We start from the raw sequence: 25,090 nt of genomic DNA, 5'->3' as shown, positions 1-25,090 counted from the left end.
GTCCTCGACCGCGAATGGGCTTTGCCAGGCTGGTCCTCGCCTTCGGGCTGGTTCGCGGTCAGGGACTACTCCCACCTCAGCGCCGGGTTTGGCGTGTAGCGCGAAGCGCGTGCGTGCAGCGTGCCAGCCTCTAGCCACCTTGTGATCGTCACGCCCAGCCGTTTTAATACCGGCACGGGTTGATACGGAGATCGGGGTGACGGTCGGGAAACGCTTTCAGGTGTTTATCAGCACCACCTATCCGGACATGCAGGGCGCTCGCCAGGCTTTAATGCCGGCGTTGTTGGATCTGGGTCTGGTGCCGGTGGGCATGGATCTGCACGGCGCCGATGGCGCTGCCCTGATGCCGGTGGTGCAGCGTCTGATCGACGACAGCGATTACTTCGTGATCCTGTTGGGCGGTCGTTATGGCGCGCTGTCGCCGTTGGGGCTGAGTTACACCCACCGTGAATACATTTTCGCCGCCACCAAGCGCAAGCCGGTGGTGGCGCTGATCCATGACCAGCCCCATACCCTGCCGGAAGACGGCCGCGAGCCGAACCGCGAGGGGCAGGTGCGGCGCGACGATTTCGCGCGGTTGCTGCGGACCAAGGCGTTGTGCCATCACTGGCATGACGAAAACGATCTGCGCGCTCTGGTGGCGCGGGTGATGCCCGAGGTGATGCGCGATCATCCGGCGGCGGGCTGGGTGCGGGCCGGGCAGGCCGCCGATGACGACCAGAATGAGCGTTTGCGCCAGCGTATCGCGGAGCTGGAAAAGGAACGCGAGGGGTTACTCGGCGGGCTGCGTGCGCCGGTGCGTGGCCTGGCGCGGGGCAGCGATCTGGTGCCGCTGGAATATTCCTGCAACGTTTACGAAGGCGGCGACTGCAAGATCACCCTGACCCGCTGCCAGCTGGACTGGGACCGGGTATTCGCCTGCGTGGCGCCGATGATGCTCAACCCGGCCAGTGAAACGGTGATGCAAAAGGGGCTGGAAGATTACATTGCCCGCCAGGCGCTGGACGATGTGCGCCGGGAGTTCCCCCGCGCCCACGCGGTGCGCAACGTGGTGCTCGCCGGCCATGCGTTCAACCAGATCAAGGTGCACCTGAGAGCGCTCGGCCTGATCGCCAAAAGTCTGGAAAAAGACAGCCGTGGCATGCCGTTGTGGCAACTCACCGCCCAGGGGGATGCGACCATGAATCAGGTGCTGGCGCAGCGGCGATGACCACGGAGTGGCGTCGCAAGTTAAAAGTTAAAAGTTGAAACGCGGTGTGGGCGGTTGCCGTCGGCACGGCCGTGCCCGCGCTTTAACTTTTAACTTTCAACTTTTAACCGGTTTTCTTACCGACCCAACTTTTCCTTCAAAAACCCGACCATCCCATCCATCGCCACGTCGGTGTTTTGCGCGTCGCGGCGGCCTTTGTATTCCAGGGTGCCGTTGTCCAGGCCGCGTTCGGCGATGACCACGCGGTGCGGGATGCCGAGCAGTTCGGTGTCGGCCAGTTTCACGCCCAGACGTTCCTTTTCGCGGTCGTCGAACAGCACTTCGATGCCGGCGTCGGTGAGCTCCTGGTAGAGCGTTTCGGCCAGTTCCCGTTCGCGCGGGCTTTTCTTGATGTTCACCGGTACCAGGGCGACCTGGAACGGGGCGAGGGCGGCGGGCCAGACGATGCCGTTGTCGTCGTGGTTCTGTTCAATGGCGGCGGCCACCACCCGGCTGACGCCGATGCCGTAGCAACCCATGGGCATCACCACCGCCTTGCCGTTTTCATCGAGCACGGTGGCGTTGAGCGCCTGGGAGTACTTGGTGCCGAGCTGGAAGATGTGGCCCACTTCGATGCCGCGTTTGATGGTCAGGGTGCCGTTGCCATCGGGGCTGGGATCGCCTTCCACCACGTTGCGCAGGTCGGCGACCTGGGGCAGCGCCACGTCGCGGCCCCAGTTGATGTTGAAGTAGTGCTTGCCGTCGAGGTTGGCGCCGGCGGCGAAGTCACTCATTGCCGCCACGGTGCGATCCACCACGCAGGGGATCGGTAGATTAAGCGGCCCCAGCGAGCCGGGCCCGGCATCCAGGGCGGTGCGGATTTCTTGCTCGGTGGCCATTTCCAGCGGCGTTGCCACGGCGTCCAGTTTCTCCGCCTTGATGGTGTTGAGTTCATGATCGCCGCGCACCAGCAGCGCTACCAGGCCCGCTTCCGCGCCTTTCACGATCAGGGTTTTCACGGTCTTTTCCACCGGCAGGTCGAATTGCTCCACCAACTGTTCGATGGTGCGTGCCTGGGGTGTTTCCACCAGTTCCAGATCGGCGCTGGGGGCGGCGGGGCCATCGGCGGGGGCGAGCGCTTCCGCTTTCTCCACGTTGGCGGCGTAGTCGGAGCCGTTGGAGAAGGCGATGTCGTCCTCGCCGGATTCCGCCAGCACGTGGAACTCGTGGCTGGCGGCGCCGCCGATGGCGCCGGTGTCCGCTTCCACCGGGCGGTAATCCAGGCCCAGGCGATCGAAGATGGCGCAGTAGGCGCGGTGCATGACCTGGTAGGTCTGTTCCAGCGATTCGGCGTTCAGATGGAAGGAATAGCCATCCTTCATGATGAATTCCCGCGAGCGCATGATGCCGAAGCGCGGGCGGATTTCGTCGCGAAATTTGGTCTGCACCTGGTAGAAATTCATCGGCAGCTGCTTGTAGCTGTGAATCTCGTTGCGTGCCAGATCGGTGATCACCTCTTCGTGGGTGGGGCCCAGGCAGAAGGGGTTGTCATGGCGATCAGTGATGCGCAGCAGTTCCGGGCCGTAGGCGGCGGCCCGGCCGGATTCGTCCCACAGTTCCATCGGCTGCACCACCGGCATCAGTACTTCCTGAGCGCCGGCGCGGTCCATCTCTTCCCGGACGATGCGCTCCACCTTGCGCAGCACGCGCAGGCCGGTGGGCATCCAGGTGTAGAGCCCGGAGGCGAGCTTGCGCACCATGCCGGCGCGCAGCATAAGCTGATGACTGATCACCACCGCGTCCGCGGGGGTTTGTTTGACGGTGCCGAGCAGATACTGAGAGGTGCGCATAGTCGATTCTTGGCCAGGGCGATAAGACTGAAGGATAAAGGGGGCATTCTATGCAAACCCTGGAAGGTTTGCACCGGGGGGGACGCCGGACGCCGGACGCTAGACGCCGGACGCTAAACCCGGTGCGGAGATCGATGGGGTGTTTCCTGGAATGCCTCCGCGAACCTATCCGTTTGCAGCGCGTCTGGCAGAAAACACACCAAGCCTGGCAGACGCGGGTTTAGCGTCCGGCGTCTAGCGTCCGGCGTCCGGCGTCCAGCGTCCAGCGTCCAGCCATTTATGCAACACCAGCGGCACGGTTATACTCACCCCCTTCAAAGCCTTTAGTTTGGGAATCCGACTATGACGCTCAGCGCCAAAGACGTGGAAGGCATCATCTATAACGGGCTGCCCGCCGCTGGCGACGCCGGTGTGGTGGTGGAATCGGTGGGCGGGAATCGGGCGCGGGTGCGCTTTCCCTTTCGGGGTTCGATGATCCGCCCCGGCGGCACGGTGTCCGGACCGACCATGATGAGCCTGGCGGACACCGCCATGTACGCCGCCATCCTCGGCCGCCTGGGCGGGCTGGAAATGGCGGTGACGCAGAATCTGAACATCAACTTCCTCAGCAAGCCCGGCCAGGTGGACCTGATCGGCGAAGCGGAAATCATCCGCCTGGGCCGGCGCTCGGCGGTGATGGAAGTGCGAATCTACAGCGAAGGCAGCGATGAGATGGTTGCGCATGTTACTGGGACGTATGCGTTGCCGGGCGGGAAGACGGGTTAAAAGTTAAAAGTTGAAAGTTAAAGGCGGCTTCGTCGATAGGGTGGGCGTCGCTGAAATCCATGAGTGTTTTGCCAGGTTCGCGTGCATGACCTCTTCGCGTGGCAGGCTTCCCGAGCGCGCTTTTAACTTTTAACTTTTAACCTTCAACTTCTCCCAGTCTTTATTCCAACTCTTTCTCCCAAATCAAATCAATCGCCTGGGCTTTGCTGCTGGAGCGGGTTTCCAGGTGCAGTTGGCGGGTCAGGGTGTAGCGCAGCATGACCGTGGAGATGGCGTCGAACAGGCCCACGGAATAGGTCAGGTAAAGGCGTTCTGAGAGCTGCTTGCCGAGCATCAGGGCGGCGTCGGAGGTTTCCCAGTCGCTGCCGATGGAGACTTCGTCCAGGCCCAGGGTGTCGCCGATTTTCTGGGTCACGCCGCTGCCTTTTTGCAGGCCATAGAGGGCGAGGGCCTGGGCCACCTTGGCGGAGTCGCCCTGGGTGCCGTTGCTCAGAGAGCGGCCGGTGAGCAGATAGGACATCGCCTCGCTTTCTTCCAGGGCCGGGTCGGAGAAGATGCTCGCCTTGGGCTCTTGCAGGGTGCCCGAGAGTTGCACGCCGACCACCTGATTCTCGCTGGGGATTTTGCGTATCGCGCGGATGTCCAGGCCGGGGTTGTCCGGCGCGCCCTGGAACAACAGGCGGCCATTGTCGATCGCCAGATTCTGGCCGTAGGCGCGGTAGCGGCCTTTGTCGATGATCAGTTCGCCGTTCAATTGGGCCGGTTTGTTCGGCGCCTGGGTGACCTGCAATTGGCCGGCCAGGGTGGCGTCGAGGCCGAAGCCCTCGAAGTGCACCTGGTCGCCGAGCGCCACTGTCACCGCCATGGCGAACGCCAGCGCCGAGGTCTCTTGGGCGCGCGCGTCCACCAGCACCTGATCGCCGCTCACGGTGACCGCGCTCTCGGGCAATTCGCGGGGTGTCAGATCGGCGCTGGGTACCGTGAGCGTGCCTTCCAGACGCAGGCCGTCGCCGTCGCCGCGCAGGGTGAGGTCCGGCGATACCTTGACCCGGGCGTCGGTGCGTTCGGCCACCAGCAGATTGTCGCCACGGGCGGTGACGGTGAGCGCGAGCGGCGATTGGGAAGGGTTCCACTGGCCTTGCAGGTTGAGGAGACCTTCGCCAAAACGGGCCTGGCCGTCCAGGCCCAGGCCCAGGCCGCCGGCGGGGCTGCCGGCCAGGCTCACGTTGATCTGCTCCACGGTGATGCCCAGATCCGGTATCGAGGCCTGGCCGTCGGCCAGCCGTACGTCGCCGGCCAGGCGTGGCTGGCCGAGGGTGCCGGCCAGGCTCAGGTCGCCACGCAGCGCGCCTCGTGCCTCGCCGACCCGGGGGATCAGCGGCGCCCAGGTGCCCAGGTTGGGCAACGACAGGTTGACCTCCCCCTGCAACGCCGAATCCGGCGTCAGGCCACTTTGCACGGTGGCGTGCAGCTCGCCCTGGTCGAGCACCACCAGGTCCAGGGTGTTGCTGAGGCGCTCGCCCTCCAGGGCGCCGCTGAGTTGCGCCTGGCTCAAACGCAGGGTGTGTTGCAAGTCGGCGCCGATAACGCGCACGGCGGCGTCGTCCAGGGTCAGTTGCCATTCGCCTTGCGGCGCTGGCAGGCGGCCGCTGAAGCGGGCGTCGGCGCGGGCCATGCCACGCAGGCGCAGGCTCTCGCCAAGCCAGGGGTTGGCCAGTGCCAAAGGTACCTGGCGGACCTCCGCCTCGGCCTCGACGGCGCCGTTGGCGCGGTGCTCGCCCTGCACGCAAAGATGGCCGTCGCCCGCGTCGCTGGCCAGACACAGGCGCGCCAGCGACTGGCTGGCGGCGCTCAGGGTGAAGGGCGCCGGGTCGCTGAGTTGCCATTGGCCCAGGCGTGGCTGGGTCAGCGTCCAGCTTTCCAAGGTGCCTTTCCAGACATTGGCGTTGCTGAGCCCGGCGTTGAGGGTTAAACGGGTATTGGCACCGGCCTGATTGGCCTGAATGGAAAGCCGGTGCCGGGCGCGGGTGCCGTCCAGGTTGAGCTCGGCGCTGTCCAGACGCTCGATCTGATCCTGGCTGGCGCCTTGCGCGCGCGCCTGCAGGCGCATCGGTGTCTGCCCGGCGTTGAGGTCGGTAAAGCGCGCCTCCAGGGTGCGCAGATGCCATTGCTGGAAGCCCAGGTCGTGGCCGTCGGCGGAGCCGCTCAGGCGCGGCGTCTTGAGCGGACCCCGCAAGCGCCAGTCCGCCCGCAGGCGGCCGTTGGCGGCGGCGTACCAACGGCTCAGGCGCGTCACCGAGAGGCGGCCGTCGAGGGCCAGCTGGTCGCCGATTCGGCCGTTGGCGGTGAGGCGGTCTTCGCCCCAGCGGCCATTGAGGTCAATGGCCAGGTCACGGCCGGCGTCCTGACGGGCCTCGCCGGTCAGGGACAGCGGCGCGTTTTTCAGGGTGCCGGCGAGCTTCAGCGGCGCTACCGTGAGGGCCCAGTCGTCGCCGTTCCAATGGCCCTGGCTGGCGGCGTCGAGGGACAGTTTGCCGGGCCAGGCCGGTGCCAGCAGGGCCGGGTTGAGAGCACGACCCTCGGCGTTCAGATCCCAGGCCAGACCGTTTTGGTAATCCAGGTGGCCGTTCAGGGTCAGGCGTTGGGCGCCGCTGGTGACGGTGAGAGCGTCCAGTTGCAGCGCTTGCAAACCGGCCTGGCCGTTCACCGCCAGATGCAGCGGCGTGCCATCCGCGCTCAGGTCGGCCTGGCCGTCGATGGTCACCGCGTCCAGGGTGCCGGTGGTGCTGAGCTGGCCGGCGCCCAGCGCCACCGGGACGGGCAGCTCCACCGGCACCGATTGACCCGGCCAGCGATGTTGCAGATCCAGATGCAGGGTGTTTTCCCGGTAGCCCAGGTGCCCGGTGGAGACCAGTTGCAGCGGCGCGGCCAGCGTATGGCTGACCGCCAGATCGTCGACGCTGCCGTCGAAGCCGAGCACGCCGAGGGCCTCCGGGACGGCCTCCGGCGCGCCGGGGCGCTGCCAGGTGAGCGCGCCCTTGAGGGCGTAGGGGCTGGACAAACTGCCCGTCAGGGCGCCTTCCAGGCGGGTGTCGGCGACGCTCAACGCCAGCCGCCGGGCGCTCAGATTGCGCCGCGCGCGTACCTGGCGCGCTTCGATCGCGTCGACGTGCAGCGGGGTTTCGCCGTTCAGGGTGAAGCGGCCCAGGGTCAGTTCGTCGATCTGCACGCCCAGTGGCAAGGCCAGGCTGTCCGGCAAGGAGAAGGGCTCCGCCGGGGTGCTGTCGGCGTGGTCGTCGCCGGGGGGCAGGGTTAACGCGACGCGGGAGGCGCGCAGCCGGGTGACGTGCAGCCAGCCGCGCAGCAGGTCGCGCGGTGCCAGCGCCAGTTCCAGGTCGTTCAACTCCACGTTCAATGACGACCGCGACTGGCTGTAGGTCAGCCGTTGCACGGTGACGCCACCCAGTAATTGCCCCTGCCAGCCGTGCACGCTCAGCTCGCCGGGCAATACGCCATTGGCGCGCTCCAGCAGCCACAGGTTGCCGGCGCGGGTGCCCAGCAGGCCGAGCACGGCGCCGAGCAGTAACAGACACAACAGAAGAACAATCAGCAACAGGCGCTTGATCATAGATCCGGCCCCATGCTCAGGTGCAAGCGCCAGTCGCTGTCGGCTTCCAGACCACGGGCCAGATCAACCCGGATCGGCCCCAGCGGCGAGCGCCAGCGCACGCCGAAGCCGGCGCTGCGGATCATGTCGTAGTCGTTGAAATCGTTGAAGGCGTTGCCGGCGTCGGAAAACACCGCCACGCTCCAGGATTCACTCACCGGGTGATCGTATTCGACACTGCCGATCAGCAGATGCCGGCCGCCGATTACGTCGCCGTCGTCGTTTTCCGGGCCCAGGGATTCGTAACCGAAACCGCGCACGCTGGAATCGCCGCCGGCGAAAAAACGCAACGAGGCAGGCAGGTCACGGATGCTGTCGATCTGTGTGTAGCCCACTTCGAAGCGGGTCAACAGGCGCCCCCGGAACACCGGCAGAATCAGTTTCCCCCAGCCGTCGAACTGCACGAAGCTGGTCGATGAAATCGCTTGGCTGGCACCGCGTACCTTGCCGCCCAGGCGCCAGCCCCGGGTCGGATAGACCGGGTCGTCGGATTTCACCCGGCTGAGCTGGAAGCCGGGCATGATCAGATCCGCCTGGTCGACCTGGTCGGCCACGTTGTAGATTTCACGCAAATATTCCAGCGAGGTGGTGGCCACCCAGCCGGACTCCAGTTTGACGATGTGGTCGGCGCCCACACTGAGCGTTTCGCTCTCGCGGGAATCGGTGTCCTCGTTCTGATAGGTGGTGTGCAGATCGAGCTTTTCGTTGACCGGGTCGCTGAGCGGGATCTGATAGCTGGCGCCGACGCCCTGGCGCACGCTGGACAGCTCGGTCTCGGCGCGGGCGGTGTGGCCGGCGCCATTAATACGGCGGTTTTCCACCCCCAGGCGTAAGCGCGGGCCGGTGTCGGTGCTGACGCCCACGCCGGCCAGCAGGGCCCATTCGTTGCGCGGCGTGAAGGTGATCGAAATCGGCACGGTATGTTGCCGCGGGTCCGGCTCACCGCGCTCCAGCCGCACCGCGCTGAAATAACCGCTGCCCAGATAGGCCTGCTGGGTGGCCAACAGGCGGTCGTTGCTGAACGGTTCGCCGGCGCTGAATTGCAGATAGGCGCGCAGCAGCCATTCGCGAATCCGTGCATCGCCTTTCAAGGCGACCTCGCCGAAGCGGTAGCGCGGGCCGCTTTCCACCTTCATGACAATGCGCGCGGTGTGGCGGTCGCGGTCCACCTCCAGCCGGTGCACGGTGAGATCGCCTTCCACATAGCCGTTATTGATCAGGGTTTGCTGCAGGGCGCTTTTCAGCTTCTCGTAACGGTCGTGGCGCAGGCGCGTGCCCGGGGCCAGCCTGGCGTTGTCGATCAGGCGCTTAAAGGCGGGGTCCTGGGACGCTTCGCCCTGGATTTGCACATCGAAACTCTCGATGGCGGTGGGCGTGCCGTGGGTAACGTCGAGACGCATGCCGAAGCAGGCCTGTTCGCTGGCGGCTTGCCAGTGCTGGGTCACCTGGGACTGGTAATAACCCAGTGCCTGCAGGGCCTGGGTGCCGTTGTCGCGCACCTGGCGCTGGATCAGAGCTTTCTGGCCAGCCCCCGGCCGGCATGGATAGCGCGGCAGGTCGATCAACACGCGCAGATTGTTCTCCACCCCGGCGGGCAAATCCTCCGGCAGGGTGAGCACCGGCTTTTCGTCGGCGCCATAAGCCAGCGTCGCCATGAGCGAGAGGCATAGCATCAGGGCCGTGGCCGTGAGCGGTCGAATCCCATAGCGGTGAATCATCAACTGCGCGTTCATCCCTGAAATGATCGAGAGCCCGGGCATTGTGCAGCACCCGATAACTCGGGAACAAGGAACGCCGCCTGTTCCCTTCACCCCGTCCCCTGTTCCTGGCCCTAGTCAATCCCGCTCGTAGTGTGAAGGGCTGGGGCGTTTTTTCAGACGCCGTTGCAGGGTGCGCCGGTGAATGCCCAGAGCCTGGGCGGCGCGGGAAATATTGCCCTCATGGGCGTCCAGGACGCGCTGAATGTGCTCCCATTCGAGGCGTTGCAGGGAGGGCGGGGTGCCGGGCAGGGTGGCCAGGTCGGCGGGGTCGTTGTCCAGGGCCAGCAGAATATCGTCGGCGGTGGCTGGCTTGGTCAGATAGTTGTGGGCGCCGCGCCGGGTGGCGGCGACGGCGGCGGCGATGCTGCCGTAGCCGGTTAGCACAATAACGCGACATTGAGGAAAGCGCGCCAGCAATGGAGAGATCAAATCGAGCCCATTGTCCGGTTCCAGATTTTGATCCAGCACCGCCGCGTCCAGGTGCGTCAACCCGGCGAGCAGTTGATCGGCGGCTTTCAGATGCGCCGCCCAGTGCACTTGCACACCGTGGTATTCCAGGGCGCGGCGGGTCTGGCGGGCGAGCGCCTCGTCGTCTTCCAGCAGCAGCAGGGATTCAGGCGTCGCCATGGTCGCTCCATTCAATGCGTGCCTGGCTCCACTGGTGGTGAAAACCAAGCTGCAGCCGCGCGCCCAGATCGTCCAGGGTGCTCTCCACCAGCGCCAGGCCGATGCCGAGCCCTTCGCGGGTGGACTTTTGCGGGTGGTCCGGACCGTTGTCGCTGACCTGCAACACCCAATGATCCGGGCCGCCGGCCAGGTGCAGGGCAAGGTGATCGGCGCCGGCGTCGATGGCGTTGTAGCCCAGATTGCTGAGCACCCGGAACCAGTCCGGGGCGTTGCGGAACAACCGCTCGCCGGGGCCTTCCACACTGATTTTCAAGGTCGGGTGCAGGTGCCGCAACTGCCGGCGCACCTGTTCGGCGAGTTGCTGAAAACTGAGTTGCTCGGGGAACGGCGGCTGATCGGACTGGCGCAATTGCCCGGCCACGCGCCGGGCCAGCGCTTCGATCTGCTCGAGATCCTGGCGGGTGATGTCGGGCAGGCCCGGCTCGCGGCGTGCGTTGTCGGCCAGCATCACCAGGGTGCTCAGGGGGGTGTTCAGCTCATGGGCCTGGTTGGCGAGCGTCGCCGCCACCTGATACATGCGCTCGCGGCGCCCGGCCAGTTCGATCAGCTGTTCCTGCTGACGTTGTTGTGCCCGGCTGAGGCGCTGGATCACCTGCCCGAGCAGGGTCAGCAGCGCCGCCATGGCGATGAACACCACGGTCATGCCCAGGCTGTGCACGCCGCTGAGTTCGCGGGTGAGCGCGTGCAGCGTGGAGTGGGGGGCGGGCATGTGGTGCCATTGGCCCACCAGCAGATAACCGGTCAGGGTGGCGGCGAGCATCAGCCCGGCGCCGAGGGGCGTCAGGGTGAGGCCGCCGAGCAGCAGGGGAATCAACAGATAGAAAGTGAGCGGGTTGCTGGTGCCACCGAAAATCTGCATCAGGCCGAGAAACAGCAGGGCGTCGAGAATCAGCTCCAGGGTCAGCAGGCGTTGCTGGGCATCACGGTTCAGGGTGGCCAGCGTCAGCACGCTGGGCAGCAACAGCGCCGCCAGCCACAGCACCGGCTCCAGCGGCGGCATGTCCACCGGCGACAGGCGGCGCAGCATCAACAGCGCCAGCGACAGGCACAACACCAGAAGGCCTCGCAGCCAGATCAGCCGGCGGCGCCACACATGGGGAAAAGAGGAACGGGTCATGGTGGTGATTGTAGCGGTGCCGGGGGCGACGGCAACGCGGCAATTTGTCACGGTATACGGACCGTGGCGCTGCCTTCCAGCATGTCGCCGATGAAGCCCGGGACCTTCCGATGGCGAAAGCGACGCACGCCGGTGAGGTCGAAACCGGCCTCGGCCAGGGTGGTGTCGGTGGCGCGGGTTAACTGACAGCCGCAGGCGAGACGGTGCCAGAGCGGGTTCAAACGCCGCTGCCAGCGCTGTGCACCGGGGCGCTCGGCGAGCACGTGTTCAAGGATCAGCAGTTCGCCGTCATCGGCCAGCACCCGGCGCATTTCGCGGGCGGCACGATCCGCATCGGCAATGGTGCACAACACCAGGCAGGCGACCACGGTGTCGAAGTGGCCATCCGGATAAGGCAGCCGCTGGGCGTCGCCGCGCACCAGGCGGAAGCGGTGCGGCGCGTCGCCGTCGCGGGCCGGGCCGCGCGCCCGGCGCATCAGGGCCGGGTCCGGTTCGAGGGCGTGCACCTCGGTGGCCTGGGGGCCATATAAAGGCAAATTGGCGCCGCTGCCCGCGCCGATTTCCAGAACGCGCCCGTGTGCCCGCGCGATAAGACGCTGGCGGTCCCGATAAAAAGGGCGGGTGGCCCAATCCAGCAGCGGTGGAAACAGGTGCTCGCTGTAGAACCCCATGCTTTGCCTCCCCGATTCGTTAGCCGGCGCGCTCCAGAATCGCCACGAACGGTTTGCTTTTGCCATGGCCGCGAACGATCTGCAGCAGGGTGCGGCCCTGCGGGTCGGTGGCGTTGATGTCGCGGCCCTGTTCCTGGAAAAACGCCACGAAGCGCTCGAAATCCTCGGCGCGGAAGGCCCGGTAGGCTTTCATCAGAACGTGGAAATCGCCGTTTTCGCCTTCTTCGCTGGGAAAGTCCAGGAAGACCTTGATCTGCTCGTCGGTCATCGGCTCGCCGATCACCTTTTGCTTGTCTTTGCGCTCTGCCATTACAAACCTCGCGTCGGGGGGGGCGCTGGGTGGCCCTGCGTTGGGCGGGGGATTATAGGACTTGAGCGCCCGACTCGCACCCACGTCGTGGTGGGCTCGCCGGTGAGGGGAACAACACAATCGGGGGAAGGAGACCGGACCGGCGGCTGCCGGCCCGGCCAGGGTACTACTGTGCGAAGTCTTTCAGTTTCTTCAGAGGACGGATTTTGACCACGGTGCGCGCCGGTTTCGCGGCGAACGTGGTTTCCTGGCCGGTGAAAGGATTGGTGCCCTTGCGCGCCTTGGTGGCGGGTTTCTTCTGGGTGACGACTTTCATGATGCCCGGCAGGGTGAAGTGGCCGACGCCGCGCTTTTTCAGGTGGCCTTCCATGATGTCGGTGAGTTCATCGAACACCTTGCCCACGTCTTTCTTGGTCAGGCCGGAGTTCTCGCTGATTTGCGAAATGATCTGGGTTTTGGTCATCGGCTCGGCGATGGCTTTAACCCGGTTCGTGGCGGGTGCCGCCTTGACGGCCTTCTTTGCCGCTTTTTTCTTTGCAGCCATAGGATCGCTTACCCCTTGGTTGGTGACTTCCTGATTGCTGTGAGTTGGTTGCTTCCCTGTCAGGGCACCCCTGGACTGCGCGCACTCAGAGGTACGACTGATCGCATCCTGTTATATGCCAAGGTTTCCCGGGGTACAAGGCGTCGCGGCCCTATTTTTTGTGGTGTTCGGCACGAATTCGAGTGTCCGATGCGATGGAAGCGCCGCCAGAGGGCCTTGCCGGGGGCGCTCGATGAGGCCAGCGGGCGCCGACGGGCTGGTGTTGGCATGGCCCGGGCCGATGCGAATCGCTATACTGTGCCGCCATTTTAGTGGGAGCCTGTTTTTCCCCTCGCCGGCATCATCGGAACCGCCGGCGGGTGGGTGCGACGGGCTCCCGAGCCAAACGGACTCAAAAACGGACAGTGGAAATGCGAAGCCATTATTGCGGTGATCTGCGAGCCTCCCACGACGGGGAAACGGTAAAGCTGTGCGGTTGGGTACACCGTCGCCGTGACCACGGCGGGGTGATCTTCCTCGACCTGCGCGATCGCAACGGGCTGGTGCAGGTGGTGTTCGATCCGGACACGGAAGAAGCGTTTGCCCTGGCCGACAAGGCACGCGGCGAGTACGTGCTGCAGTTGGAAGGCCGTGTCCGGCTGCGCGCCGATGCCGTGCGTAACTCGCGCATGCCCACTGGCGACATCGAAGTGCTGGGCAAATCCCTGACCATTCTCAATGAGGCGCAAACGCCGCCGTTCGAGCTGGATGAGTTTTCCGCCGCCGGTGAAGAGGTGCGTTTGAAGTACCGCTATCTGGATCTGCGCCGTCCGGAAGCGCTCAAGCGCTTCCAGTTCCGCTCGCGGCTCACCCACGCGGTGCGCGCCTTCCTGGAAGGCGAGGGCTTCATGGACGTGGAAACGCCGATCCTGACCCGCGCCACGCCGGAAGGCGCCCGCGACTATCTGGTGCCCAGCCGCACCCATGCCGGCAGCTTCTTTGCTCTGCCGCAGTCTCCGCAGCTGTTTAAGCAATTGCTGATGGTGGCGGGCTTTGACCGCTACTACCAGATCGCCAAATGTTTCCGTGACGAGGACCTGCGCGCCGACCGCCAGCCGGAGTTCACGCAGATCGATCTGGAAGCCTCTTTCGTGGACGAAGAGGACATCATGGCGGTGGCGGAATCGATGGCTCGCAAACTGTTCAAGGACATGCTGGACGTTGATTTGCCGGCCTTCCCGCGCATGACCTTCGAAGAAGCAATGCGTCGCTACGGCTCCGACAAGCCGGATTTGCGCGTGCCGATGGAGCTGGTGGACATCGCTGATCTGATGGACGGCGTCGAGTTCAAGGTGTTTTCCGGCCCGGCCCAGGACCCGAAAGGCCGGGTGGTGGCGATGAACGTGCCCGGCGGCGCCAGCCTGAGCCGCAAGGAAATCGATGAGTACACGAAGTTTGTTGGCATCTATGGCGCCCGGGGCCTGGCTTACGTCAAGGTGAATGACCTGGACGCCGGCGCCGAAGGGCTGCAGTCGCCGATTCTCAAGTTCCTCACCGATGCGGCGATCAAGGGCATTCTTGAGCGCACCGGCGCCGCCAGCGGCGACCTGATTTTCTTCGGCGCCGACAAGGCCAAGGTCGTCAACGAGGCGATTGGCGCGTTGCGCGTCAAGGTGGGCCATGAGCGCGGCCTGGCGAAAGGCGACTGGGCGCCGTTGTGGGTGGTGGATTTCCCCATGTTCGAAGAGGATGAGGGCCGTTACTACGCGCTGCATCATCCCTTTACCATGCCCAAGTGCGACCCCGCCGAGCTCAAGAGCAACCCGGAAGGGGCGCTCTCCCGTGCTTATGACATGGTGCTCAACGGCACCGAGCTGGGTGGCGGTTCGATCCGTATTCACCGGCCGGACATGCAACGCGCGGTGTTCGAGGCGCTCGGGATCAGCGATCAGGAAGCGGATGAAAAATTCGGCTTCCTGCTGGACGGCCTCAAGTACGGCGCGCCGCCCCACGGCGGCCTGGCCTTTGGCCTGGACCGCATGGTGATGCTGATGACCGGTGGCGAGTCGATCCGCGACGTGATCGCGTTCCCGAAAACCCAGACCGCCGCCTGCCTGATGACCAACGCGCCCTCGCCGGTGGACAATCAGCAGCTTCGTGAAGTGGGTATTCAGGTTCGTAAGGACAATCAATAAAGACGCTGGACGCCGGATGCTGGACGCCGGACGCTAAAACCCGCATCGGAAAGGTGCGGTATGTTTTCTGCTGGTCAGCAGCACGCTGGCAGGCAACACAACACACCGACGATTTCAGCACCGGGTTGAGCGTCTGGCGTCCAGCGTCCGGCGTCCAGCGCGTAAGCGGAGGTTACCAATGGCCGGTCATAGCAAATGGGCCAATATCAAACACCGCAAGGCGGCTCAGGACGCCAAGCGGGGCAAGATATTCACCAAACTGATTCGCGAGATCACCGTGTCGGCGCGCATGGGCGGTGGCGAGATCAATGATAACCCGCGCCTGCGCGCGGCGGTGGACAAGGCGCTGGGCAACAACATGACCCGCGACACCATCGACCGCGCCATCAAGCGCGGTGTCGGCGGTGATGACGACTCCAACATGGAGGAAATCACCTACGAGGGCTACGGCAAGAACGGCGTGGCGGTGCTGGTGGAGACCATGACCGACAACGTCAACCGCACCGTGGCGGAGGTGCGCCACGCGTTCTCCAAGTTCGGTGGCAACCTGGGCACCAGCGGCTCGGTGGCGTTCATGTTCACCAAGCGCGGCGAGATTTTTTTCGAGCCCGGCATCGATGAAGAGAAGCTCATGGAGCAGGCCCTGGAAGCCGGCGCCGAGGACGTGGAAGAAAACGACGACGGCAGCTTCCTGGTGATCACCCGGCCGGACCGCAGCTTTGGCGAGGTGGTCGATGCCCTCAAAGCCGCCGGGTTGGAACCGGCGGACGCCGAAGTCACCATGAACCCCGCCACCCGCGCCGAACTGGACGCCGACACCGCCGAGACCGTGGGCAAGATGATCGACCACCTGGAAGATCTGGACGACGTTCAGAATGTGTATACCAATGCGGAGTGGCCGGAAGGGGTCTGACGCTGGACGCCCGACGCCTGACGCCTGACGCTGGACGCTGGACGCTAAAATCCGAGCCTGACAGGCGCGGCGTGTTTCCTGTCAGTCTGTCGATGAACAAACAGGAAACACGGCAATGATTCCAGTCTCGGGTTGAGCGTCCGGCGTCCAGCGTCCAGCGTCCAGCGTCATCACACTTCTACTGGACATAAGAACAGCAGGCAGGTTAGATGTAACCTGCCTTTTTTATAGCGGCCACAGGCGCACTATGACCATTCTGATGGGCATCGACCCGGGTTCTCGCCATACCGGTTACGGGGTGATCGAGCAGGTGGGCAATCGCACCTCGGTGATCGCGTTCGGCACCATCAATACCACCGGCAAGGAAATGGCCCCGCGTCTGGGTCAGATTTTTGCCGGTCTGTGCGACGTCATCTCGGCCCATCGGCCGGTGGAAATCAGCATCGAGAAGGTGTTTATGGCGCGCAATCCGGATTCCGCCTTGAAGCTCGGCCAGGCCCGTGGCGCGGCCTTGACCGCCGTGGTGCAGACCGGGGTGCCGGTGTTCGAATATTCCGCCCGTCAGGTCAAGCAGGCGGTGGTGGGGCGCGGTGGCGCGGAAAAAGTGCAGGTGGGAGAAATGGTGCGCCACTTGCTGAAACTGGATCAGCGTCCTCAAGAGGACGCCGCCGACGCGCTGGCGATCGCGCTGTGCCACGCGCACATGCGCGTTTCCCTGGCGCGCATTGCCGGGGCCACGGCGGTGAGAGGAGGACGGATACGATGATTGGACAACTCAGAGGCACCCTGATCGAGAAGCGTCCGCCCCGCCTGTTGCTGGAGGTGGGCGGTGTCGGTTACGAAGTGGAAGCCCCGATGACGGTGTTCTATTCCCTGCCTGAGGTGGGCGCGGAGCTGACCCTGCACACCCATTTCGTGGTGCGTGAAGACGCCCAGTTGCTGTATGGCTTCGCCAGCCGCTATGAGCGGGAGCTGTTTCGCAGCCTGATCAGGGTCAACGGCGTGGGTCCGAAGATGGGGCTGGCGATTCTCTCCGGCATCGAGGCGGACCGGCTGGCGGCGTGCATCCGCGATCAGGACACCACTTCCCTGGTGAAGGTGCCCGGCATCGGCAAAAAGACCGCCGAGCGGCTGGTGATCGAAATGTCCGACCGTTTGGATAAACTGGATGGCGCCCCCACCGCGTTGCCCGGGCCGGTGGTGGTGGACGGCCCGCCGGACGCGCGCGCCGACGCGATCGCCGCGCTGGAAGCGCTGGGTTACCGATATAAGGACGCCAGCGCGGCGGTGAGCAAAGCCGGCGAGGGTGACCATGACAGCAGTGAAGAGCTGATTCGCCGGGCGCTGCGCAGTCTGGCAAGGTGACCGGATCGTTCCGGGGCGAGCATTGCCCGCGCCGATTGCGGTCGCCCACGGTATCCAACCCCTAAGAGGCCGGCTTGATTGATGGACAATGAGCGTCTTATTTCCGCCAGCACCGGTGATCACCGCGAAGAACAGCAGGATCGCGCGATTCGTCCGGCCAGCCTGGCCGATTATCGCGGCCAGCCGAAGGTCAGCGAGCGGCTGGAAATTTTCATCGATGCCGCCCGCGGGCGTGGCGAGGCGCTGGATCACACCTTGATTTTCGGGCCGCCAGGGCTGGGTAAAACCACTCTGGCGCACATTATTGCCCGGGAAATGGGCTCGGAACTCAAGTCCACTTCAGGGCCGGTGCTGGAAAAGGCCGGTGATCTGGCCGCCATTCTCACCAACCTCGAGGAAGGCGATGTTCTGTTCGTGGACGAGATCCACCGTCTTTCCGCGGTGGTGGAAGAAATCCTCTATCCGGCCATGGAGGATTACCAGCTCGACATCATGATTGGCGAAGGCCCGGCTGCTCGCTCGATCAAACTGGATTTGCCTCCCTTTACCCTGGTCGGCGCCACCACCCGTGCCGGGCTGCTGACCGCGCCGTTGCGCGATCGCTTCGGTATTGTTCAGCGTCTGGAGTTTTACAGCGTGGAGGACCTCGCCGGCATTGTGTTTCGATCCTGCGACATTCTGGCGATTCCGGTGGACGAAGAAGGCGCCGAAGAAGTGGCACGCCGCGCCCGGGGCACGCCGCGCATTGCCAACCGCCTGCTGCGGCGGGTGCGTGATTTCGCCCAGGTGAAGAGCGACGGCCGTATCACCGGGCCGGTGGCACGGGGCGCCCTGGACATGTTGGAGGTGGACAGCCATGGGCTGGATGGCACCGACCGGCGCCTGTTGAGCATGATGATGGATAAATTCGACGGCGGCCCGGTGGGGCTGGACTCGTTGGCGGCGGCGCTCAATGAAGACGCCGGCACCCTTGAGGAAGTGGTCGAACCGTATCTGATCCAGCAGGGCTTTATTCAGCGCACCTCGCGTGGACGCCAGATCACCAACCACGCCTGGCGTCATTTTGGCCTGCGTCCCCCGGGAAAAGAGGGTGATTTGTTTAATGCGTGAAAAATCTTCTCAGAGTTCGGAATTTGTCCTACCGGTGCGCGTCTACATCGAAGACACTGACGCCGGTGGCATCGTGTACTACGTGAATTATCTGAAGTTCATGGAGCGCGCCCGGACCGAGTACATGCGCTCACTGGAATACCAGCACTACGCGCTGGCCGAAGAGAACTTTCAGTTCGTGGTGCATTCCTGCCAGATCAGCTACCGCCGGCCGGCGCGCATTGACGATGCGCTTGAGGTCAGCGCCCGGTTGACGCATCTGGGCCGGGCCACCCTGGTGTTCACGCAGAGCGTGAAGCGGGGTGGCGAGTTGCTTTGCGAGGCGCAGATCAAGGTCGCCTGCGTGAGTGCCGATGGCATTCGGCCACGGCCGCTGCCAACGCCTTTATACGAACGGTTCAAGGCGGAATACGAAGGAAAAGGAGTCGGGGTCAATGGGTGAAGCTTCATCGAGTATGTCGATACTCGTACTGGTAGGCGAGGCCACGCTGGTGGTCAAGGCGGTGATGCTGCTGTTGCTGATCGCGTCGCTGATCTCCTGGTACATGATTGTCTCCCGCTATCTGGTGCTCAGCCGCACCCAGCGCGCTGACCGGGCGTTCCAGGAGAAGTTCTGGTCCGGTGATGATCTGTCGAGCTTGTATAACCAGGTGCGTCGCAGCCCCAACGCGGATTCGTCCTGCGAGACGGTGTTCCGCGCCGGTTTCCAGGAGTTCGTGCGGTTGTCCAAATCCACGCGCGGCCCGGAAGCGATCATGGAAGGCGCCCAGCGCGCCATGCGCGTGGCGCTGCAGCGCGAGCAAAACCGCCTGACTAAACACCTGCCTTTTCTGGCCACGGTCGGTTCCACCAGCCCTTACATCGGTCTGTTTGGCACCGTGTGGGGCATCATGAATTCATTTCGCGCCCTGGCCAACGTAACCCAGGCGACCCTGAGTTCGGTGGCGCCGGGTATCGCCGAGGCGCTGGTGGCCACGGCCATGGGCCTGTTCGCCGCGATCCCGGCGGTGATGGCCTACAACCGTTACGCGGCGCTGTCGGACGAGCTGGTGGGCGAGTGTGAGATGTTCGCCGAGGAGTTTTCCTCGGTGTTGCATCGCCAGGCCCATGGTCGTGACGCCTGAACCGGAGACTGGCGATGAGTGGTTTGAAAGTGCGCACGCCGCGTAAGGTGATGGCCGAGATCAACGTGGTGCCCTACATCGACGTGATGCTGGTGCTGCTGGTGATCTTCATGGCCACCGCGCCGATGATGACCCAGGGCGTGTCGGTGGATCTGCCGCAAACCAGCAGCGCGCCGATCGCCATCAAGGAAGAGCCGGTTATGATCACCGTGCGCGCCGATGGCAGCTATTTTATTAACGTGGGCGAGGACAGCAACAGCGCCACCGCGCTGGAGACCGTCAAGGAGCGAGTCCTCACCATCCGTGAACAGAAGCCCAACACGCTGTTTCTTGTCCAGGGCGACCAGAAAGTGCCTTATGGCAGAGTGGTCACTTTGATGTCCGAACTGCAAAGTGCCGGCGTTGAAAACGTGGGCCTGGTCACGGAGCCGCCGGGGCGTTCATGAGTGATCGTGGCGTTGCCATCGGCGTTTCCGTTGCCCTGCATCTGTTGGTGTTGGGCGCGATGCTGTTTAACTGGTCCTCGGACCCGGAGCTGCGCCGCCCTCCAAAGATTCCGCCGCATGTGATGGCGCGGGTCATGGAAGAAACCCAGCGTGCCCCCCAACAGAGCAGCGAGAAGAACGCCGAGAAGGATCAACCGAAGACGGTCGAGGAAAAAAAGCCCGAGCCCAAGCCGCAGCCGAAACCCGAGCCCAAGCCAGAACCGAAGGTGGAGAAGAAACCGGAGCCCAAGCCAAAGCCCGAGCCGAAACCCGAACCCAAGCCCGAACCCAAGCCAAAGCCGAAGCCGGAACCCAAACCGCAGCCCAAGCCTGAGCCCAAGCCCGAGCCGAAACCGGAGAAAAAGCCCGAGCCCAAGCCCAAGCCGGAAAGCAAACCGGAGCCCAAGAAGCCCGAGCCGAAGACGCCGGACTTCAAGCAGCCCAGCATGGAGGAATTGATGGCGGAAGAGGCACTGGAGATGGCGCGCAAGGACGACGCCAAAACCGAGAATGAGGCCCCGGGCAGCGGTGACGAAAGCAGCGATGTCAGCGAAGAGACCGCCAGCTACGAGGATGCGGTCCGCGCGGCGATTTCCCGGCGCTGGCGTATTCCCGGCAATTATCGCAACCGTAATGACTTGAGCGTGCAAGTGCGCATTCAGGTGATTCCCGGTGGCGAGGTGTCCGGGGTCAGCGTGGCGAAATCCAGCGGCTATCCCAATTTCGACGAATCCCTGATGAACGCGGTGAAACTGGCCAGCCCGTTGCCGGTACCGGAGGGCAGCCTGTTCGAGAAGTTCCGTACCTTCACCATCGCATTCCAACCCGGAGACGCAAGATGATGCGAGTTGTAACCGCTATCGTGCTTACCCTGCTGGCGATCAGCGCCAGAGCGGAACTGATGATCCAGATTACCGAAGGCCGGGTGGACGCGGTGCCCATCGCCATCGTGCCCTTTGCTGGTGCGTCCGACGCTTCGGAAAACATCTCCGACATCGTGCGCGCCGATCTGCACCGCAGCGGCCAGTTCAAACCCCTGGCGCCCGAGCAGATGTTGAGCCGGCCGACCCGCGAAGACCAGATCATCTACCGCGACTTCCGAGTGCTGAACCAGGAATATCTGGTCACCGGCCAGGTCAAACCCAATGGCGCCGGGGGCTATCAAGTCAGTTACGGGCTCTATGACGTGGCCGCCCAGAAACGGCTGATCTCCGAGAGCTACCAGCCGCCGGAGGCGCAGTTGCGTGACGTGGCGCACGCCATCTCGGACCGTATCTACGAGCAACTGACCGGGATCCAGGGTGCGTTCTCCACCAAGATCGTTTACGTGACCCACAATCGCCGGGCCAAGCAGCCCTACCAGTTGCAATACGCCGACGCCGACGGCGCCCGCGCGCAGACCATTCTGCGCAGCGGGGAACCGATCATGAGCCCGTCCTGGTCACCGGATGGCACCCGTATTGCTTACGTCTCTTTCGAGAACCAGGGTCGGCCGAACATTTATATCCATGATCTGCGCAGCGGCAGCCGCCGCGTGGTGACCAGCTTCTCTGGCATCAACGGCGCGCCGTCCTGGTCGCCGGATGGCCAGAAGCTGGCGATTACCTTGTCGCGGGATGGCAATCCGGAGATCTATTCGATCAACATCGACGGCAGCGGCCTGACCCGCCTGACCAACGATTACGGCATTGACACCGAGGCGCGCTGGATGCCCGATGGCGACAGCCTGGTGTTTACCTCCAGCCGCTCCGGCGGACCGCAAATCTATAAACTTAATATCAACGATGGCTCGGTGCGCCGGGTGTCGTTCGAAGGCAATTACAACGCCCGTCCCGCGGTCACGCCGGACGGTCGTTATCTGGTTTATGTTCACCGGCGTGGAGGCAGCTTCAACGTCGGTGTTCAGGACCTCCAACGCGGTACGTTCGATATTGTGACCAAGACCGATATGGATGAATCGCCCAGTGTTGCGCCTAATGGAAGTATGATAATTTACGGGACGCAACATAGGGGTACGGGGGTCCTTGAAGCCGTCTCCATTGATGGGAGAGTCAAAGTAGAGCTTCCATCGAAGGAAGGGGAAGTCAGGGAACCGGCCTGGTCGCCGTTCCTCTGAACGGATCTCAGAGTTCCAATCAGGAAATTAATAGGAGTTTTCTTATGCGTTCTGTTCTTAACCCGTTACTCGCCGTGTTCCTTGCCGGCATTCTGGCTGCTTGTTCCAGTACTCCGACCGAGGACGATAGCTCTGCCACGGACACCATGCCGCAGCAGACCGACACCAGCTCCACTCAGCCGATGCAACGGCCCCAGCCGAAGCCGGACAGCAGCAACATTCCGCTGACCGCTGAGAACTTCCACAATCATCCGTCCAACTACGACGGCACCACCAACACCAAGGTGATTTACTTCGCTTTTGACAGCAACACCGTGCCGGCGGCCGCGTTTGAAACCCTGCGCGCCCACGCCACCTACCTGAAGAACAACCCGAACGCCAAGGTTCGTCTCGGTGGTCACGCTGATGAGCGCGGTACCCGCGAGTACAACGTGGCTCTGTCCGAGCGTCGTTCCGAGTCCGTTCAGAAGTTCCTGCGCGTTCAGGGCGTGTCTTCTTCCCAGATCGAAGTGGTTGCCTACGGTGAAGAGAAGCCGGCCGCCTATGGTCACTCCGAAATGGATTGGGCCAAGAACCGCCGCGTAGTGATCGACTACCTGGCAGGCCGTCCGTAACCGATGCGTTATAAGCAGGCCTTACAACGTCTGGTTGCAGGCGTCCTGCTTGGCGGGGCGGTGTTCGGCGCGCAGGCGCAGAGCACCGGCCCCCTGGCCGTCGAGGAGCGCAGCTTCGACGACGGCCAGGCCTCGTCTTCGTCCGGCGGAGCCAATGGCACCAGCCAGGACGGCATCTATATGCTGATGCAGCAGATGCAGCAATACGATGAGCGGATCGCGAAACTGCAAGGCCAGATCGAAGAGTTGCGTCACCAGGTCGACACCCTGAAAGCGGGTGAGCGGGAACGCTATCTGGATCTGGATACGCGCATTAATTCGCTGGTCGAACAGATTCAGGATGCGCCCAAGACCGATGCCGAAGCCGGTGACGATGGTGGCAGCACCGACGGTCCGGCCGACCCGGAAGCCGACCGCGCCGCTTACAGCGCCGCCAAGGGCAAACTGCTGGAGCGGGATTTCGACGCCGCCGCCAGTGCGTTCGAGAGTTACCTCAAGGATTACCCCCAGGGGCAGTTCCGTGCCCACGCCCACTTCTGGTTGGGCGAGGTGTACAGCAATCAGAAACAGCCTCAGTTGAGCAAAGCCCGGCAGCAGTTCCAGGCCGTGTTGGATAAATACCCCAATCACGGTAAAGCGCCGACCAGCCTGTACAAGCTGGCCAGCCTGGATGCCCGCGCTGGCAACACCGCACAAGCCAAAGTGGCTTTGAACCAGCTGGTGAAACAGTTTCCCGACTCTTCCGAAGCGGAACTGGCCAAATCCATGCTCAAGCAGTTGAACGGCGGCTGATCGGCCGCCGTTGCACTGTTGCCCCCTCTGGCCTATCCGGCCGCGAAAAGTGATAGAATCCGCGCCACCTCAACCGCCACCGAGCTGATCGGCGTCGTGCCGTACCCGGCCGTTCGCCAGGAGAGACCGTGGAACTGCGCATCACAGAAATCTTCCACTCCCTGCAGGGGGAAGCCCGATCCGTGGGCCGCCCGACCGTGTTTGTGCGCCTCACCGGTTGCCCACAGCGGTGCGTCTGGTGTGACACCGAGTACGCTTTCCAGGGTGGCGAAAAGCGCGCCCTGGCGGCGATCCTCGAGGAAGTGGCCGGTCACGGCGCCGATTATGTCACCGTCACCGGTGGCGAACCGCTCGCCCAGCCCAACTGCCTGCCATTGCTGGTGGCCCTGTGCGACCAGGGGTATCAGGTGAGTCTGGAGACCGGTGGCGCCATGGACATCGCCGGGGTCGACGAACGGGTGTCGGTGGTGATGGATTTGAAAGCGCCCGGTTCTGGCGAACAACACAACAATCGGTTGGAGAACATACCGCACCTGCGGCCTCATCATCAGGTCAAATTCGTGCTCGCCGACCGGCGCGATTACGACTGGGCCCGCTTTATGCTTGACCAGCACCAGCTTGCCGGTCGGGTGTCCGACGTTTTGTTCTCGCCGGTGCATGGCCAGCTCGAGCCTGGGGATCTGGCCGCCTGGATTCTTCAGGATCGCTTGCCGGTACGCTTTCAACTGCAACTGCACAAGCTCCTCTGGAACGACGCCAGAGGGCGCTGAGAAACGGAGAAATCCGATGAAGGAACCGAACAAAACGGGGGCCGGATCATGACCACCGCCGTGGTACTGCTCTCCGGCGGGCTGGACTCCGCCACCTGCCTGGCCATGGCCCGCGATCAGGGTTACCGCTGCCATACCATCGCCTTTGATTACGGCCAGCGCACGCGTGCCGAACTGAAAGCCGCCGAGCGTCTGTCCGTTGAGCTCGGCGCGCAGTCGCACCGGGTGATCGAACTGGGCCTGGGCACCATCGGCGGCTCCGCCCTGACCGACCACAGCATCGATGTGCCCGAAGACGGCGGCGAAGGGATTCCGGTGACCTACGTGCCGGCCCGCAACACCGTGTTTCTGTCGCTGGCCCTGGGTCTGGCCGAGGTGGTGGATGCCAGCGCCCTCTTTATCGGCGTGAACGCGGTGGATTATTCGGGCTATCCGGACTGCCGGCCGGCCTTTATCGATGCCTTCCAAACCCTGGCCAACCTGGCCACCAAAGCCGGCGTCGAAGGCCACCCGATGCGCATCGCCACACCGTTGATGCACCTCTCCAAGGCGCAGATCATCGCCCAGGGCGTCGCGCTGGGCGTGGATTACGCCCTCACCGTCTCTTGCTATCAGGCCGACAGCGAAGGCCGCGCCTGCGGCCGCTGCGACAGCTGCCGCCTGCGCCGCCAGGGTTTTGACCAGGCCGGCGTCACCGACCCCACGGTTTATCAGGGCTAACACGGGCGGAACAGGGGACAGGGAACAGCACGGGGGAGGGCGTGGTGTGACGAGAGGCCGCGCCAGCGACGTCTTCTGGCCGGCAATCCAGCCTTTCGGTGTGTCGTGGGCAAAAAAAGGTTCTTCGCGGATTGGAGGGAATCTGACCGCCAGGGAACATGTCCCATCGCCATTGACGCCCCCTTGGGTGTTCTACTTGATTTGTGGCGTTGCCACTCACCCGGGCCCGCCTTCGGCGTTCCAGTCGCAAGCGGCTGGTCTTGCCTGGTTCATGTCAGATTCGCACTACTGAGCAACAAAGCCGCTGTGGGAGCGATCCTTGATCGCGAACCGGCGCAGCCGGACGG

General features: G+C 63.9%; 24 protein-coding genes. 16 read left to right on the top strand and 8 right to left on the bottom strand.

The features are described from left to right. Positions 1-196: 196 nt before the first annotated feature. Positions 197-1,210, top strand: coding sequence for a DUF4062 domain-containing protein (locus CGS25_RS17755; protein ID WP_232802485.1), 1,014 nt, complete (start codon positions 197-199; stop codon positions 1,208-1,210). A 116-nt stretch (positions 1,211-1,326) separates the two neighbouring features. Here CGS25_RS17755 and CGS25_RS17750 read toward each other — a convergent pair whose 3' ends face one another. Further along, the gene (locus CGS25_RS17750) at positions 1,327-3,039 is read right to left on the bottom strand and encodes a proline--tRNA ligase (protein WP_101676288.1); all 1,713 of its coding nucleotides are present in this window, start codon (positions 3,037-3,039) and stop codon (positions 1,327-1,329) included. Between the two features lie 342 nt (positions 3,040-3,381). On the opposite strand from CGS25_RS17750, the gene CGS25_RS17745 reads away from it, so the two are divergent. After that, positions 3,382-3,804 (top strand): PaaI family thioesterase, encoded by a 423-nt coding sequence (locus tag CGS25_RS17745; protein ID WP_089032722.1) that lies wholly within the window; start codon positions 3,382-3,384, stop codon positions 3,802-3,804. Between the two features lie 160 nt (positions 3,805-3,964). Here the strand turns inward: CGS25_RS17745 and CGS25_RS17740 are convergent, their stop codons facing one another. The 7 genes from CGS25_RS17740 to CGS25_RS17710 all read right to left on the bottom strand — a co-directional run bounded on the left by CGS25_RS17740 (position 3,965) and on the right by CGS25_RS17710 (position 12,560). Then, a complete protein-coding gene (locus tag CGS25_RS17740) occupies positions 3,965-7,432 on the bottom strand; it encodes a translocation/assembly module TamB domain-containing protein (protein WP_101676287.1) in 3,468 nt (1,155 codons plus the stop codon). Further along, positions 7,429-9,126 (bottom strand): autotransporter assembly complex protein TamA, encoded by a 1,698-nt coding sequence (locus tag CGS25_RS17735; RefSeq protein WP_232802483.1) that lies wholly within the window; start codon positions 9,124-9,126, stop codon positions 7,429-7,431. Before CGS25_RS17735 ends, CGS25_RS17740 begins: the two co-directional genes overlap by 4 nt. 180 nt (positions 9,127-9,306) lie before the next feature. Continuing rightward, positions 9,307-9,858, bottom strand: coding sequence for a response regulator transcription factor (locus CGS25_RS17730; protein ID WP_089032720.1), 552 nt, complete (start codon positions 9,856-9,858; stop codon positions 9,307-9,309). After that, entirely contained in the window at positions 9,845-11,035 is a 1,191-nt protein-coding gene (locus CGS25_RS18905) for a histidine kinase dimerization/phospho-acceptor domain-containing protein (protein WP_108723628.1), read from the bottom strand. Before CGS25_RS18905 ends, CGS25_RS17730 begins: the two co-directional genes overlap by 14 nt. Before the next feature lie 47 nt (positions 11,036-11,082). Next, the gene (locus CGS25_RS17720; RefSeq protein ID WP_089032718.1) at positions 11,083-11,706 is read right to left on the bottom strand and encodes a class I SAM-dependent methyltransferase; all 624 of its coding nucleotides are present in this window, start codon (positions 11,704-11,706) and stop codon (positions 11,083-11,085) included. Positions 11,707-11,725: 19 nt separating this feature from the next. Further along, positions 11,726-12,016, bottom strand: coding sequence for a PA4642 family protein (locus CGS25_RS17715; protein WP_101676286.1), 291 nt, complete (start codon positions 12,014-12,016; stop codon positions 11,726-11,728). Between the two features lie 166 nt (positions 12,017-12,182). After that, complete coding sequence (locus tag CGS25_RS17710) at positions 12,183-12,560, bottom strand: HU family DNA-binding protein (protein WP_089032716.1); 378 nt, start codon at positions 12,558-12,560, stop codon at positions 12,183-12,185. Between the two features lie 410 nt (positions 12,561-12,970). On the opposite strand from CGS25_RS17710, the gene aspS reads away from it, so the two are divergent. The 14 genes from aspS (at position 12,971) to queC (ending at position 24,743) form a co-directional block, all read left to right on the top strand. Next, positions 12,971-14,734: an aspartate--tRNA ligase gene (gene aspS / locus CGS25_RS17705; RefSeq protein ID WP_101676285.1), complete on the top strand. Its 1,764-nt coding sequence runs from the start codon at positions 12,971-12,973 to the stop codon at positions 14,732-14,734. Between the two features lie 178 nt (positions 14,735-14,912). Then, the gene (locus CGS25_RS17700) at positions 14,913-15,647 is read left to right on the top strand and encodes a YebC/PmpR family DNA-binding transcriptional regulator (protein WP_089032714.1); all 735 of its coding nucleotides are present in this window, start codon (positions 14,913-14,915) and stop codon (positions 15,645-15,647) included. Positions 15,648-15,894: 247 nt separating this feature from the next. Continuing rightward, the gene (gene ruvC / locus CGS25_RS17695) at positions 15,895-16,413 is read left to right on the top strand and encodes a crossover junction endodeoxyribonuclease RuvC (RefSeq protein WP_101676284.1); all 519 of its coding nucleotides are present in this window, start codon (positions 15,895-15,897) and stop codon (positions 16,411-16,413) included. After that, a complete protein-coding gene (gene ruvA / locus CGS25_RS17690) occupies positions 16,410-17,012 on the top strand; it encodes a Holliday junction branch migration protein RuvA (protein ID WP_101676283.1) in 603 nt (200 codons plus the stop codon). The genes ruvC and ruvA overlap by 4 nt, the downstream gene beginning before the upstream one ends. A gap of 81 nt (positions 17,013-17,093) precedes the next feature. After that, positions 17,094-18,122 (top strand): Holliday junction branch migration DNA helicase RuvB, encoded by a 1,029-nt coding sequence (gene ruvB / locus CGS25_RS17685; RefSeq protein WP_089032711.1) that lies wholly within the window; start codon positions 17,094-17,096, stop codon positions 18,120-18,122. Beyond that, entirely contained in the window at positions 18,115-18,564 is a 450-nt protein-coding gene (ybgC, locus tag CGS25_RS17680) for a tol-pal system-associated acyl-CoA thioesterase (RefSeq protein ID WP_101676282.1), read from the top strand. The genes ruvB and ybgC overlap by 8 nt, the downstream gene beginning before the upstream one ends. Beyond that, on the top strand, positions 18,557-19,246 hold the full coding sequence (tolQ, locus tag CGS25_RS17675; protein ID WP_089032709.1) for a protein TolQ: 690 nt from the start codon (positions 18,557-18,559) through the stop codon (positions 19,244-19,246). Before ybgC ends, tolQ begins: the two co-directional genes overlap by 8 nt. Positions 19,247-19,260: 14 nt before the next feature. After that, on the top strand, positions 19,261-19,692 hold the full coding sequence (gene tolR / locus CGS25_RS17670) for a protein TolR (RefSeq protein ID WP_089032708.1): 432 nt from the start codon (positions 19,261-19,263) through the stop codon (positions 19,690-19,692). Continuing rightward, complete coding sequence (gene tolA, locus CGS25_RS17665) at positions 19,689-20,573, top strand: cell envelope integrity protein TolA (protein WP_101676281.1); 885 nt, start codon at positions 19,689-19,691, stop codon at positions 20,571-20,573. Before tolR ends, tolA begins: the two co-directional genes overlap by 4 nt. After that, the gene (tolB, locus tag CGS25_RS17660; protein WP_089032706.1) at positions 20,570-21,847 is read left to right on the top strand and encodes a Tol-Pal system beta propeller repeat protein TolB; all 1,278 of its coding nucleotides are present in this window, start codon (positions 20,570-20,572) and stop codon (positions 21,845-21,847) included. Before tolA ends, tolB begins: the two co-directional genes overlap by 4 nt. A gap of 44 nt (positions 21,848-21,891) precedes the next feature. Then, positions 21,892-22,461, top strand: coding sequence for a peptidoglycan-associated lipoprotein Pal (gene pal / locus CGS25_RS17655; RefSeq protein WP_101676280.1), 570 nt, complete (start codon positions 21,892-21,894; stop codon positions 22,459-22,461). Between the two features lie 3 nt (positions 22,462-22,464). Beyond that, positions 22,465-23,253 (top strand): tol-pal system protein YbgF, encoded by a 789-nt coding sequence (gene ybgF / locus CGS25_RS17650; protein WP_089032704.1) that lies wholly within the window; start codon positions 22,465-22,467, stop codon positions 23,251-23,253. A gap of 128 nt (positions 23,254-23,381) precedes the next feature. Beyond that, positions 23,382-24,023, top strand: a complete 642-nt coding sequence (queE, locus tag CGS25_RS17645) for a 7-carboxy-7-deazaguanine synthase QueE (protein ID WP_089032703.1) — start codon at positions 23,382-23,384, stop codon at positions 24,021-24,023. A 48-nt stretch (positions 24,024-24,071) separates the two neighbouring features. Next, on the top strand, positions 24,072-24,743 hold the full coding sequence (queC, locus tag CGS25_RS17640; RefSeq protein ID WP_089032702.1) for a 7-cyano-7-deazaguanine synthase QueC: 672 nt from the start codon (positions 24,072-24,074) through the stop codon (positions 24,741-24,743). Positions 24,744-25,090: the final 347 nt, after the last annotated feature.

Source organism: Alloalcanivorax mobilis (assembly GCF_002864685.1).
Lineage (GTDB): Bacteria > Pseudomonadota > Gammaproteobacteria > Pseudomonadales > Alcanivoracaceae > Alloalcanivorax > Alloalcanivorax mobilis.
Note: the sequence above shows the minus strand (reverse complement) of the source record. Positions and strands in the feature narration are given on the sequence as shown.

Coding starts and splice junctions, on each gene's coding strand:
- CGS25_RS17715 (WP_101676286.1), bottom strand. CDS start 12,016: ATGGCAGAGCGCAAAGACAAGCAAAAGGTGATCGGCGAGCCGATGACC.
- CGS25_RS17740 (WP_101676287.1), bottom strand. CDS start 7,432: ATGATCAAGCGCCTGTTGCTGATTGTTCTTCTGTTGTGTCTGTTACTG.
- CGS25_RS17730 (WP_089032720.1), bottom strand. CDS start 9,858: ATGGCGACGCCTGAATCCCTGCTGCTGCTGGAAGACGACGAGGCGCTC.
- ruvB (WP_089032711.1), top strand. CDS start 17,094: ATGGACAATGAGCGTCTTATTTCCGCCAGCACCGGTGATCACCGCGAA.
- tolR (WP_089032708.1), top strand. CDS start 19,261: ATGAGTGGTTTGAAAGTGCGCACGCCGCGTAAGGTGATGGCCGAGATC.
- ybgF (WP_089032704.1), top strand. CDS start 22,465: ATGCGTTATAAGCAGGCCTTACAACGTCTGGTTGCAGGCGTCCTGCTT.
- tolA (WP_101676281.1), top strand. CDS start 19,689: ATGAGTGATCGTGGCGTTGCCATCGGCGTTTCCGTTGCCCTGCATCTG.
- ybgC (WP_101676282.1), top strand. CDS start 18,115: ATGCGTGAAAAATCTTCTCAGAGTTCGGAATTTGTCCTACCGGTGCGC.
- ruvC (WP_101676284.1), top strand. CDS start 15,895: ATGACCATTCTGATGGGCATCGACCCGGGTTCTCGCCATACCGGTTAC.
- tolQ (WP_089032709.1), top strand. CDS start 18,557: ATGGGTGAAGCTTCATCGAGTATGTCGATACTCGTACTGGTAGGCGAG.
- CGS25_RS18905 (WP_108723628.1), bottom strand. CDS start 11,035: ATGACCCGTTCCTCTTTTCCCCATGTGTGGCGCCGCCGGCTGATCTGG.
- pal (WP_101676280.1), top strand. CDS start 21,892: ATGCGTTCTGTTCTTAACCCGTTACTCGCCGTGTTCCTTGCCGGCATT.
- CGS25_RS17735 (WP_232802483.1), bottom strand. CDS start 9,126: ATGGCGACGCTGGCTTATGGCGCCGACGAAAAGCCGGTGCTCACCCTG.
- CGS25_RS17700 (WP_089032714.1), top strand. CDS start 14,913: ATGGCCGGTCATAGCAAATGGGCCAATATCAAACACCGCAAGGCGGCT.
- CGS25_RS17710 (WP_089032716.1), bottom strand. CDS start 12,560: ATGGCTGCAAAGAAAAAAGCGGCAAAGAAGGCCGTCAAGGCGGCACCC.
- tolB (WP_089032706.1), top strand. CDS start 20,570: ATGATGCGAGTTGTAACCGCTATCGTGCTTACCCTGCTGGCGATCAGC.
- CGS25_RS17720 (WP_089032718.1), bottom strand. CDS start 11,706: ATGGGGTTCTACAGCGAGCACCTGTTTCCACCGCTGCTGGATTGGGCC.
- ruvA (WP_101676283.1), top strand. CDS start 16,410: ATGATTGGACAACTCAGAGGCACCCTGATCGAGAAGCGTCCGCCCCGC.
- aspS (WP_101676285.1), top strand. CDS start 12,971: ATGCGAAGCCATTATTGCGGTGATCTGCGAGCCTCCCACGACGGGGAA.
- queC (WP_089032702.1), top strand. CDS start 24,072: ATGACCACCGCCGTGGTACTGCTCTCCGGCGGGCTGGACTCCGCCACC.
- CGS25_RS17750 (WP_101676288.1), bottom strand. CDS start 3,039: ATGCGCACCTCTCAGTATCTGCTCGGCACCGTCAAACAAACCCCCGCG.
- CGS25_RS17745 (WP_089032722.1), top strand. CDS start 3,382: ATGACGCTCAGCGCCAAAGACGTGGAAGGCATCATCTATAACGGGCTG.